At 66.2% G+C, this 12,056-nt stretch carries 10 protein-coding genes; 4 read left to right on the forward strand and 6 right to left on the reverse strand.

Features of this window, described 5'->3' with window-relative positions; all coding sequences use genetic code 11:
* Positions 1–8 precede the first annotated feature (8 nt).
* The 3 genes from F7O44_RS12335 to F7O44_RS12345 all read left to right on the forward strand — a co-directional run bounded on the left by F7O44_RS12335 (position 9) and on the right by F7O44_RS12345 (position 3,077).
* Complete coding sequence (locus F7O44_RS12335) at positions 9–800, forward strand: deoxyribonuclease IV (protein WP_162450580.1); 792 nt, start codon at positions 9–11, stop codon at positions 798–800.
* A 100-nt stretch (positions 801–900) separates the two neighbouring features.
* On the forward strand, positions 901–2,040 hold the full coding sequence (locus tag F7O44_RS12340; protein ID WP_162450581.1) for a peptidoglycan bridge formation glycyltransferase FemA/FemB family protein: 1,140 nt from the start codon (positions 901–903) through the stop codon (positions 2,038–2,040).
* A gap of 2 nt (positions 2,041–2,042) precedes the next feature.
* The gene (locus tag F7O44_RS12345) at positions 2,043–3,077 is read left to right on the forward strand and encodes an alanine racemase (RefSeq protein ID WP_162450582.1); all 1,035 of its coding nucleotides are present in this window, start codon (positions 2,043–2,045) and stop codon (positions 3,075–3,077) included.
* A 139-nt stretch (positions 3,078–3,216) separates the two neighbouring features.
* Here F7O44_RS12345 and F7O44_RS12350 read toward each other — a convergent pair whose 3' ends face one another.
* From F7O44_RS12350 to F7O44_RS12360, 3 genes are all read right to left on the reverse strand, one after another.
* Complete coding sequence (locus tag F7O44_RS12350; RefSeq protein ID WP_162450583.1) at positions 3,217–3,708, reverse strand: YflT domain-containing protein; 492 nt, start codon at positions 3,706–3,708, stop codon at positions 3,217–3,219.
* A gap of 188 nt (positions 3,709–3,896) precedes the next feature.
* Entirely contained in the window at positions 3,897–5,138 is a 1,242-nt protein-coding gene (locus F7O44_RS12355) for an amidohydrolase family protein (protein ID WP_162450584.1), read from the reverse strand.
* A 46-nt stretch (positions 5,139–5,184) separates the two neighbouring features.
* Entirely contained in the window at positions 5,185–6,771 is a 1,587-nt protein-coding gene (locus tag F7O44_RS12360) for an AbgT family transporter (protein ID WP_162450585.1), read from the reverse strand.
* A gap of 177 nt (positions 6,772–6,948) precedes the next feature.
* Here F7O44_RS12360 and F7O44_RS12365 point away from each other — a divergent pair, with 177 nt between their 5' ends.
* Positions 6,949–7,971 (forward strand): Lrp/AsnC family transcriptional regulator, encoded by a 1,023-nt coding sequence (locus F7O44_RS12365; protein ID WP_162450586.1) that lies wholly within the window; start codon positions 6,949–6,951, stop codon positions 7,969–7,971.
* 142 nt (positions 7,972–8,113) lie between these two features.
* Here F7O44_RS12365 and F7O44_RS12370 read toward each other — a convergent pair whose 3' ends face one another.
* From F7O44_RS12370 to F7O44_RS12380, 3 genes are all read right to left on the reverse strand, one after another.
* Positions 8,114–9,322, reverse strand: a complete 1,209-nt coding sequence (locus F7O44_RS12370) for a Fic family protein (RefSeq protein WP_162450587.1) — start codon at positions 9,320–9,322, stop codon at positions 8,114–8,116.
* A gap of 105 nt (positions 9,323–9,427) precedes the next feature.
* On the reverse strand, positions 9,428–10,606 hold the full coding sequence (locus F7O44_RS12375; protein WP_222851307.1) for a glycosyltransferase family protein: 1,179 nt from the start codon (positions 10,604–10,606) through the stop codon (positions 9,428–9,430).
* On the reverse strand, positions 10,603–12,009 hold the full coding sequence (locus F7O44_RS12380; RefSeq protein ID WP_162450588.1) for a glycosyltransferase 87 family protein: 1,407 nt from the start codon (positions 12,007–12,009) through the stop codon (positions 10,603–10,605). The genes F7O44_RS12375 and F7O44_RS12380 overlap by 4 nt, the downstream gene beginning before the upstream one ends.
* Between the last annotated feature and the right edge of the window lie 47 nt (positions 12,010–12,056).

The following is a 12,056-nucleotide window of genomic DNA, read 5'->3' on the forward strand; positions in this document are numbered from 1 at the left end:
TGCCAACCATGGCTGAGCTACGTATCGGCGCCCACACCGCGCAAGAAGATCCCATCGGAGGGGCGAAGGCCCGCGGGGCCAACGCCGTCCAGTTCTTTCTCGGCGACCCCCAGGGCTGGAAAGCCCCTACGGTCTCGTATCCGGGCGGCGCCGATGCTCTTCGCCACGCGGCCGCCGAAGCAGACATAGAGCTGTACGTGCATGCGCCGTACGTGCTCAACGTCGCCACCACCAACAACCGGATACGTATCCCCAGCCGGAAGATCTTGCAGAAGCAGGTGGACCTCGCTGCCGAGGTCGGGGCCAAGGGAATCGTCATCCACGGTGGCCACGTCCTCAAGGACGACGATCCCGATGTCGGTGTGGACAACTGGCGCAAGTGCGCCGAGCGGCTGGATGCCAAGGTTCCGGTCTTCATCGAGAACACCGCCGGCGGCGATCGCGCCATGGCCCGCAAGCTCGATCGGCTGGCGAGGCTGTGGGACGCCGTGGCCGAGTACGGGCTCGGTTTCTGCTTCGACACCTGTCATGCCTTCGCCGCGGGCATCGACCTGGCAGAGGCGGTCGACAAGGTCATGGCCATCACCGGCCGGATCGACCTGGTTCATGCCAACGACAGCCGGGATCCGTTCGATTCCGGCGCTGATCGCCATGCCAACCTCGGCGAAGGCACCATCGGCCTGGAGCCGATAGCCGAGGTCGTCAGGGCGGCCGGCGCTCCGGTCATCTTGGAAACGCCGGGCGCCAAGAGCGGCGAAAGTGACGACATCTCCGTGTTGCGTTCTTATCTGCACGCCTGACGCTGTGCAGGCCATACCCCTAGATTCATGATCATCTGGGTTCGCGATCGGGCCTGTCCGGAATCGTTGAAGGCGACAGGCAACGGGTACGCTCAGGCCCGTGACAAACGCACCAGCCCTCACCGTCCGGACCATCTCCCGCGAGGAACACCTCGCGGCGATCACCGACCGCCCATCGGTCAGCTTCCTGCAAACCCCCGCCTGGGCGCAGGTCAAGAAGGAATGGAAGGCCGAGTCCGTTGGCTGGTTCGACGGCGACACCATTGTCGGCGCCGGTCTGGTGCTTTACCGGCAGGCGCCGCGACTCCGTCGCTATCTGGCCTATCTGCCCGAGGGTCCGGCCATCGACTGGGAGGCCGCCGCGAAAGCCGGCGATCTGCGACGCTGGCTCGATCCCCTGGTCAGCCACGTCAAGGAGTATGGAGCGTTCGGGCTGCGGATGGGCCCCACCGTGGTCACCCGAGTCTGGGAGAACGCAACACTCAAGGCCGCGCTGGCGGACGAGCAGATCAAGCGGCTCGGCGACGTCCCCGCTGACGAAACCACCGAGATCGGCAACTCCCTGGCACGTCAGTTGCGAGACGCCGGGTGGCGCCCACCACCTGACAGCGAAGGGTTTGCCGCGGGCCAGCCACGACATGTCTTCCAGTTGCCGCTGCACGGCAAATCCGAAGACGACGTGTTGCGCGGCTTCAACCAACTGTGGCGCCGCAACGTCAAGAAGGCCACGAAGTCCGGCGTGGTAGTCACCCAGGGCAGCGGAGCCGATCTCACCGCTTTCCACGAGCTCTACGTCGAGACCGCGCACCGGGACAATTTCACGCCACGCCCGCTGGGCTATTTCCAGGGCATGTGGGAAGCGATGCAAGCCGAGTCTCCGGACCGGATCCGGCTCTACCTCGCGCACCACGAAGGCGACCTCGTAGCCGCCACCACGATGACTCGAGTGGGGACACACGCGTGGTACTCGTACGGCGCCTCCTCCAACGCGAAGCGCGAGGTCAGGGCTTCCAATGCGGTGCAATGGCAGATGATCTCCGACGCGCTGGCCGACGGCTGCGACGTCTATGACATGCGCGGCATCACCGACACCCTCGACGAGTCCGATCCACATGCCGGGTTGATCCGGTTCAAGCTGGGTACCGGCGGCCGCGCCGTGGAGTACCTCGGCGAATGGGATCTGCCGATCTCCGGCCTTCTTTACAAAGCCTTCGACCTGTACATGAAGCGCCGGAGCTGACCATGCCACTGACTCTGCATATCGACGCCGCTCGCTGGCGCGAGCACCTCTCGCGCTTCGTCGAACCGGACGGCGCGGCCGTCGTTCCCGTCGCCAAAGGCAACGGCTACGGTTTTGGCAACTCCACGCTGGCGGCCGAGGCAACCAAGCTCGGCGCCGACACCGTGGCGGTCGGGACATACGAGGAGTTGCCTGAGATCAGCCAGGCATTCCGCGGTGATCTTCTCGTCCTCACACCCTGGCGGCCATGGCTGGGCGGCGCCGGCGACGACGAACGCGTCATCCACACCATTTCCCGGGTGGCGGATTTGCAGACACTGGTGCAACACGGGGGCCGCCCACGTGTGGTGCTCGAGGTGCTCACCAGCATGCGGCGCCACGGCATCGATCCTGGCCAGCTCGAGACGGTGATCGAACTGCTCGCCGGCGTGCGGTTCGAAGGCTTCGCGTTACACCTGCCGCTGGCCGGCGACCACACCGACGAGGCGCGGCGACTGGCCACGACGGCCTTCAGCACGGTCGAGGGGGTGCCCCGCCGGCTTTGGGTCAGCCATCTGACCTCCGCCGCGGCGGGCGAACTCGCCGCGAAGACCGGCGCCGAAGTCCGGTTGCGAGTAGGCTCCGCGCTCTGGCTCGGCGACCGGGGAGCCCTGGCCGCCCGCGGCACGGTCATCGACGTCCACCAGGTCCGGCGCGGCGAGCGCTACGGCTATCGGCAACGCCGCGCGCGCCGGAACGGCTCGGTGATCGTCGTCGCCGGTGGCACGGCACACGGCATCGCGATGGAGGCGCCGTCGCCGGTCGTGACAGCTCGGCAGCGGGCCGCCTCGATCGCGAAGGGTGGCCTCGAGGCGACCGGCCGGGCGCTGTCACCGTTTCACGTGGGTGGCAAACAGCGATGGTTCGCTGAACCGCCACACATGCAATGCTCCATGATCTGGCTGCCCGGCGACGTGACGCCGCCCGCGCCCGGAGACGAGCTAGACGTCGATGTCCGGTTCACGACGACGGCCTTTGATCGCATCAGCTGGGGTTAACCGCTCCGGCAGATGGAGTCGCTCCTCGCCCAGCAGACTCGGTCGGGGGAGGCTTCGCCATCGACCTCCCTCGCTGATGCCCACCACACCATGGAGAGACTCCATCTGCCGGAGCCATCCAGCCCAGCAAAGCGGGGGGTCAGAGCGTCGGCAAAAGGCCGGCCCGCGCCAGTATCCCGCGTGCGTCCTCGGTGTATCCGCCCCGGATGACCAGGTCGTACTGCGCGGCCACGAGGTTACGGGTGGACGAGTAGCCGTTGCGCCCAGCCGTGACGGCATGAGACGCGAAGCCGAATGCCGCACCCCATGTCGCACCGATCATGGCACCGACCAGGATCAAGCCGAGCCAGGCGAATCCCGGTGAGAAGAGCCCGAGCAGCAGACCGAAGAACGATCCCAGGCCGGCACCGGTGAGCGCGCCGTGTCCGGTAGCGCGAAGCTTAGATGTCTGGCCGGTCACTCGTTCGACCAGCCGAAGATCGGATCCGACGATATCGACATTGTCGATCGGAAAGCCGTCCTGGGCGAGCTGCCGGACCGCGGACTGGGCTTCGTCATACGACGGGTAAGTCGCGACGGTGTTCCAGGCTGCTTTGATCGGGTCGAACTGGGGGGTGTCCGTGAATGTCATCGTGATCTCCTCTCGCTGAGGATCCACCACCATCGTCGGTCGCACGGCTGAGATGTACCTGTGCTTAACCTGTGAAATACCCAAGAACCGCGACCTTCACCCCTATCTGCCCGGCCGGGCCGGTGGACGAGGGTGCGGCGAGCCGTTTGGCCCATCGTCAACAGGCCGCCGGCCGCTGCCGACTCGGCTCAGATCAGGCGTTTGACTACTTCGCCCCCCTGTACGACGAGTACGACGTTGCTTGGATCGGCGAGCAAGCCGATGTCGGACAGCGGATCACCGGCGCACACGACGAGATCGGCAAGTTTGCCAGCCTCGATGCTCCCGACCCGGTCGGCGACACCCAGCAGCGTCGCGGCGTTCAGCGTTCCGGCTTGGATGGCGGCCATCGGGTCCATGCCGACCGACACCAGTTGGCTGAGCTCGGTCAGGTTCGTGCCATGCACGGAGATCGCCGCATCAGTGCCCATCGCCACCCGCACACCTCGGCGCACGGCCTCGGAGATGCGTTCGAAGGTGCGCTCTTCCAGGGCCAGCTTCGCCTCGTACGCCGCGATCGGCAGCAAGTGTCTGCGGTCGTGATAGCCGACGAAGGTCGACAGCGTGGGAACCAGGAACGTGCCCCGTTCGAGCATCAGGTCGATACCCTCATCGTCGATGAGATAGCCGTGTTCGATGCTGGTGACACCTCCACGCACCGCGTTGCGGATGCCGGCTGCGCCCTGGGCGTGTGCGGCGATGGCACGTCCTCCGTGCCGGGCGACCTCCTCGGCGATGGCGGCGATCTCACCGACTGTCAGGCCTTCGTCGTCGGGCGTGTCCGACGGGCTCGACACACCCCCGGTCGCACAGAGCTTGATCACGTCGGCGCCGTCCCGGATCAACCGTCGCGCTCCGACCCGGGCTTCTTGCTCCGAATCGACGATCTCCGCCGCCGACAGCGGGTGATCGCCGTGCAAGTCGATGCCAGTGGGCCATCGGAAGTCCGCGTGCCCGCCGGTGTGGCTCATCAATCGCACGGCTACCTGCAGCCGCGGAGCGCGCAGCAAGCCCCGCTCCTGAGCCATCCGGAAACCGGCGTCCAGCCCACCGAGGTCACGGACGCTGGTGACGCCAGCATCGAGAGTGAGCTGCGCGCGGGCCGCCACCTCGAACGCGGCCAGGCTCTGGTTGACGTCGAGGTTGTTCAGCAACAACTTCGATGCGTCCTGGTAGGCCAGGTGGACATGGCAGTCGATGAGTCCCGGCAGGAGTGTCCGGCCGCCGAGGTCAACGGTGGTGCTCCCTTCCAGCAGCCCGATCGCGCCGGCAGCGGGCCCCGCGTATGTGATCAGATCTCCGTTGACGACGACGGTTGCGTCGTCGATCGGATCGCTACCGGTGCCATCGATCAGGCGGACGTGGGTGTAGGCGGTACGAATCTCGGTCACCAGGCCTTTCTCAACGTACGAACTGCGGCAGGGCTGATAGAGCGGCTCAGAGGTGAATCCCCATCCCCGGACCAACCGGAGTGCCGGTGAAGAAGAACACCGCGAGCACCACGATCCAGAGGACCAAGAACACCAGGCTGAACGGAAGTGCTCGCGCAATCACCGTACCGAGTCCCGCATTCGGCGCGTATGCCCGCAGGAAACCCAGGATGATCACCATGTACGGATTGAGCGGGCTCAGCCCATTCGTTGCGGAGTCGCCGATCCGGAAGGCGGCCTGAATGAAGCCGGGTTCGTAACCGAGCAAGGCGAACATCGGAACGAACACCGCCGCGAAGAGCGTCCACTGCGCCGACCCGGAGATCACGAAGAGGTTGATCAACGCCGCCAGAATCACGAAGGCGACGATCGCGCCGAAGCCAGTGAAGTTCGCTCGCTCCAAGAGGTCGGCGCCGGTCACCGCCAGCCACGACGACAGCCCGCTCCAGTTGAACAAGGCCAGGAACTGAGCCATGACGAAGGCGACGACCAGGAAGCCGGACATGTCCTTGACGGCACCCGCCATCATCGAAGCGATGCTCGCGCCCCCGGTCACGGTTCGCAGGACCAGACCATAGGTGATGGACGGCACGATGAGTGTCAGGAAGACCAGGAAAACCACGGAATCGAGCAACGGCGACGACGGCAAGAAGCCGCCGTCCTCGCCCCGCATCGGCGCACCGGCCGGCAGGGTCAGCAGCAGGACGCCACTCACGGTCAGCATCAGTGCCAGACCAGACCATCGCAACCCGCGCCGCTCCTGGGGCGACAGTTCGGGGTCCAGCACCACGTCGGTTCCGTCCTCGCTCTTCGCGCCGGTCGAGGTCACGCCCTCGACAGTCTCCGTAGGCATCTGACGGCGGTTGAGGGACGGTTCCAGCACCCGGTCGATGAGCAGACCGGAGACGAGGCCGAGCAGCACTGCGATGGTCGCGGTGATGAAGTAGTTCGACACCGGCGTCACGGCTGTGCCTACATCGCCCAGCGGTTCCGCGGCCGCCGTCGTGATGCCACTGAGCAGCGCATCGGCGCTGGTAATGAATGGACTGCAACTGTATCCGGCGGTGACAGCCGCGAATGAGCCCAGCAGCCCGGCCACCGGATGCCGGCCGGCGGCCTTGAACACCATGGCCGCCAGCGGTGGCAGCGCCACCATGGCCGCATCGCTCATGATGTTTCCGGCGACCGACACGATCCCGACGACGTACGGCAGCGCCCAGCGCGGTGCCCGGCCGAACGCCCGGCGCACAACAGCGGCGAGCAGGCCGGTGCGCTGGGCGACCCCCACCGCGAGGAGAATCGTCAGGACCACACCGAGCGGCGGGAACTCGACGAAGTTGGTCACCATGCCCGTCGTGAGCCAGGTGATGCCCTCACCGGTGAAGAATCCGCGGATGGGTGTCGGCTCTTCGGCGTCGGGGAGTTCGACTACGACGTCCGCGGCGGCCATCACCGTCGACACCACGGCGATCACGGCGAACAGAAAGATGAACAGTGCGAATGGATCGGGCAGGCGGTTGCCGGCGCGCTCGATTCCGTCGAGGACGCGGGCTCCTAGACCTACCTTTGTGTGAGTACGGGAGTTCGTCACCATGTGCACACCTCATCGCTCGCGGATTCATGGCGTTGGTGGGACGTCGGCGGCCACGCTCGCGGAATGCTCCCGGGTGATCGGCCGGCTCTGGCTTCTGCCCTCATTGATGCGGGACACTACGTCCGGCCGGGCGGAGACTCGCCCAGGCGCAGGGAATCCGTAGGAATGAAGGATTGAATGCAGGATTCGAACGTGTTGGATGAGCTCGACCTGGAGATCGTCAATGCCCTTCAGCTAGCGCCGCGGGCACGCTGGGCTGACCTCGCGCCGATTCTCGGGGCCGACCCGACTACGTTGGCCCGGCGCTGGCAGCGACTCACCGACGACGGCATCGCGCGGATCACCGTCGTCCCCAGGCGCGGCACGGTCAGCCAGCAATCCGTGGCCTACGTGGAGCTTCGCTGCGCGAACGGGGCTATCCCGAAGGTGACTGCCAGGCTCGCCGCCGACCCGGACGTGCTGACCATCCATCACACGGCAGGCTTCGCCCAGCTGATGATTGTGCTGACGGCCGGGCCCCGTCTGCCCGACTATCTGCTGAATCGGATCGGCCCCATCTCGGGCGTCCTGGACTACGCGGTGCACATCATCACTGATCTGCCTTTCGAGACGGACCGCTGGCACATCCGGGCACTGACCGCGGACCAGCACAATCGCCTCCGGGCACTAGGCGTCGGCGCCGGCGACGGACGGTCATTGGAGGGACGAGTCACCGATCTGGACCGGGAGCTCGTGACCCGGCTGTGCGTCGATGGGCGGGCCAGCTATCAAGAGCTGGCGGATCAGACCGGCGTCAGCGCCCCCGCCGTGGCTCGCCGGCTGAACCGGCTACTGCGTGCCCGGGTGATCGGTCTCCGATGTGACGTGTCCCGGCGACGCCTGGGGCTGCCGGGCGCGGTGTTCCTGCGCGGCACGCTTGACCGGGCCGAGTTCCGCACGGCAATGGGCGAACTCGGTGCGCGGATTCCGGAGCTGAGGCTGATCACGGCGGTCGCCGGCGCGAGCAACTCCCAGCTCTCGGTGTGGCTTCGCTCGATAGCCGATCTGTTCCAGGTCGAGGAACGACTTGCCCGCGAACTCCCGAGCCTTCGCGTTACCGACCGGATCGTGGTGTTGCGCACCATCAAACTCATGGGGCACATCCTCGACGACTCCGAACGGCGAATCCGTACCGTCCCGATCAACGTCGACTATCTCTGAACCCGCGCTGGTAGCCCGCCTGGGCCACAAACGCTGCCCGAATCCTCGGTGATCGTCAGTACGTTGTGGTCGCTGTGAGGTGATCATCAGTACTTTGTGGTCACGGGATTGCGACCACAACGTACTGTCGATCACCGCTGTGTTACAGGAGGGCCTGGTCCCGTGCCGCATCGGCGATCCGCATACCCAGGTCATCCAGTTCGTCCAGGATGAGCCCCGCACCCCACACTTGGTTACGCTTCCGCTCGGTCAGCGGGCGCAGGACACCCGCGTCCCGGAGCCGATCGATGGCTGCATACACGCTGCTTACCGGCGCAGCGATCTTTCCGCAAACATCCTCGGCCGATATGACCGGTTGGGCCGGCAACAGGGCCAGCACCATGTCCACCGCGCTGCCACGGCGCGTCCGTCCCACCCACGTCCGCCATTCCGACTCGATCTCCGTCAAGCGCTCCGCGGTGGTGTAGGACTCGCTCGCGGCGATCAGCGATGCGCTGGCAAAGGATCTGACAATCGCCCGGAATTCGCCGCGCCGGTAGTCGTTGAGCAGGCCAAAATAGCCATCGCGGTTCGCCACCAGGGCCGACGCCAGCGGGACAACGATCCTCTTGGTGGCACCTCGGCGGCGCAGAATCGCGTTGATCAACGCCCTGCCGATACGCCCATTGCCGTCAGTAAAGGGATGAATCGACTCGAACTGAGCATGCGCGATCGCCGCCTGCACCAGAGCGGGAACGTCATCGCGGTTGGCGAATCTGACCAGATCGTCCATGTACTCAACGACGGTCTCCCAGGGCGGCGGCACGTAAGTCGCGTGGCGAGGCGAGTAGTCGCTACCGCCGATCCAGTTCTGAACGTCACGCAGCCGTCCGGCATAGTGACGTTCCACGGGATCGTCCCGCAAGAGTGCCGCATGCGCGGATGTCATGGTGGAAACATCGATCAGCCGCGTGCGTTCCACCTCCGCGATCATGGTGTCCAGCGCCTCGGTAGCCGCTACCATCGAGGCTGCGGACGAGTTTGTCTTGATGCCGTGCAGGGCACGAGCGTAGTCATCGATGCTGGCCTCGACCTGCTCGATCTTCGACGAAGCGACCGACTCAGTCCGCAAAAGCAGCACACCGAGCGCGCCCAAGCCGCGACCGTGCGCGGTATCCAGCGCGGTGACCTCCCGCGCCGCTTGTTCGACCACACTGGCCAGCAACCCATCCACGCTGATCGAGATGTCTGCGATCAGCGGTGGCAGCGCTACCTCGATCTCGCTCAACATCCGATCGTCGCGAGTGCCGCCGCGAACCGCCTGGCGCCAGGGGCGTATCTCGTGCCTATGCGCCGGCCACTCATGGCTCATGTCGGGTCCCCGCTAAGTCGGAACAATGATGTCGTTATTCCGACTTAGCTTATCTAACTCGGAATAACGATGAGCTTACTCCGAGTTACGGCCGTGCGCCTCGAATCATCCCGCCCATCGGCCGGTCAGGAAGACGACCGCCCACACACTCATGAGCGGAACGCTGACGGCGAGGTAGACCCACAGCACCCATCGGCGGCGGACAGCCAGCAGGGCGATGCCGATCCACAGCGGCCACCACAGGAGGGTGGCGCGCGGGACCGAGAACAACCAGTACGAGGTGGCGAAGGCGGCCACCTGCAGGCCGACCCACGTCGCCTCACCCCATCGGCGCCACACGATCAGAACCACGGTGAGCGCCACTCCGATCAGGGTGGCGACGAGTTCGGCGCCGAACATCCACGCGAACCCGGGTGATTGAGTGCCGCCGAAAGCCGCGTTCCACGTGTTCGCCCAGGCGTCCCAGGGCCAGGTGAACTCACGGTTCCACTCCTGGGCCTGGGCGTCGAGCCAGGCCAGCCAGTTGCCGGTGAGGTTCTTCAGGTAGGCCATCCACGCCGCCAGTGGTACAAGCGGCAGGAACAGCCAGCCGAAGCCGGACCAGGAGCGAGCGGCCTGGCGGGTGGTGAGCCAGTGCACTCCGATCGCGATCGCGAGAAAGATCCCGCTGACACGCACGGTGCAGGCCAGTGCCGCCAGCACGCCCGCCATCAGCCAGTTGCCACGACGTGCTGCCAGCCACGCCGGCAGGGCACACGCGAGAAACAGCGCCTCGGTGTATGGCGCGGCGAGGAAGACCGCGGGCGGTGCGCACACCCAGGCGAGCACCGCGAGCCGGCCGACCGCCGGACCGCCTTCGAGTTCACCGAGGCGCCCGAGAGCTACCGCGGCGATTCCCCCGGCAACGAGGGAAATGAACAAGCCGGTGACAACATGCGGGATCCCGATCTGGTGGCCGAGCCAGAGGAGACCAGGCAGCCCGGGGAAGAACGCCTCGTTGGGCACGCCGGTGGGCTCACCGCCGTAGCCGAACTCCGCGATGCCACGGTAATGGTGGAAGTCCCACTGGATCCATTGGTCGAACCACCCGGCGACGTCGGTACCGTTGGCGGCGAACAGCCAGGCTGTCGCGGCCGCGACAATCCACACCGACAGTCGGCTGAGTGCCCAGATGCCCAGCGCGTCGCGATCGATCTCCCGCGTCGGCCACGAGGCGCTGCCAGATCGGCCCGGTCTCGCATGGCCGGTGAGCTGACCCGCACTGGTGCCCTCGCCGGCGCTCATCGCACTCCCCGCCGGCCGGTGGCGAGTTCGGGTCTGGCCTCTTGCGGGTCGGACACGTACGCGCGCACGGGATCGTGTTCGGGATGCAAGACGTCCCGGACCACAAATCCGGCCAGCCAGATGAGAGCCACGACACGCAGCACAATCGAGAGCGCGTAGATCTCGGCCGAGATGATCGGCTCACCGTAGAAACCGGCCAGGTGCAACCACACGGCCACGAAATAGACAACTTCCGCTGCCTGCCAGACGAGTAGTTCCCGCCAGCGCGGGTGGGCCAGCACGGCGAGTGGCAGGAGCCACAGTGTGTACTGCGGAGACCATACTTTGTTGATCAACACGAAGGCGGCCACCGCGAGGAACGCCAGCTGTGCCAGACGGGCCGGTTCAGGAGCCACGACCGCGAGGACGATGATCAGCCCCAGCAAGATCAGTCCCGCGCCCACAGCGAGGCGGTTGATGTCCTGGCCGGCAAAGATCGCAATCCCGAAGGTGTCACCCAAAATCTCCAGGGCATGCCAGATCGAACCGAATTCCGCTCCTCGGTCCGCGTTGAACTCGAAGAACGACGCCCAGCCCTCGCGCGCCACCATGGCCACCGGAATGTTCACCGCGAGCCATGTCACTACCGCGGCTCCGGCGGTCACCCCCAGTCTTCCGAGCGCCGCTGCCCGGTCGGGTGCACGCATGGCGACAAGCAGCATGGGGCCCAGCAGCAGAACGGGGTAGAGCTTGGTTGCCGCGCCGAGGCCGATCAGTACCCCGGCCCAGGCTGATCGCTCACGCGTCCAGGCCAGTATCGCCACGCTGGTCATGGCGACTGCCAGCAGGTCCCAGTTGATGGTGGCGCTGAGGAGCAACACCGGCGACGCCGCTACGAGCATCGCGTCCCACGGCCTGCGCGGCACGGTCCGCGCTGTCGCCACGACAACGACCAAAGCGGCGATGCCCATCAGCAACGCGGTGAATTCGTAGAAGCGGACCCCTTCGGCAAGCCTTCGATCGTCAGGGTCCGGATCGGCTACGGACTGGGCCGTCTGAGCGACGTAGGCCGAAGCCTGCATGACCGCTCCGGTGAATACCGGGTATTCCAGCGCCCGATCGACGTAGGCGATCTCACCGTCGGCGAAGCCGCGTTCGCGATAAAGGAAGGGGACGTCGCTGTAGCACATCGCCGTCCACACGGTTGGGTCGTCGCGGCTGGCCCAGGAGGCGTCGTGACAGGGCTTGTCGGCGATGAAACCCAGAGCGAGAACAAAACAAGCCACGGCGAGCGTCACCCGCAGCGGCCCCCACCATCGCATGGGCTCCGCCCCGGCGTGCCTTCCGGCCGGCCCCCCGATCCACTCACTGGCGGCAGCCGCCAGCCGATCGTCTCGGCTCGGCCGTGCGGTGCGCGAGTTCACGGACATATCGTGCCGCACCGGGTCACGACCGCGCTCAGCGGTAGCGG

The organism is Phytoactinopolyspora mesophila, from assembly GCF_010122465.1.
GTDB classification, from domain to species: Bacteria; Actinomycetota; Actinomycetes; order Jiangellales; family Jiangellaceae; genus Phytoactinopolyspora; species Phytoactinopolyspora mesophila.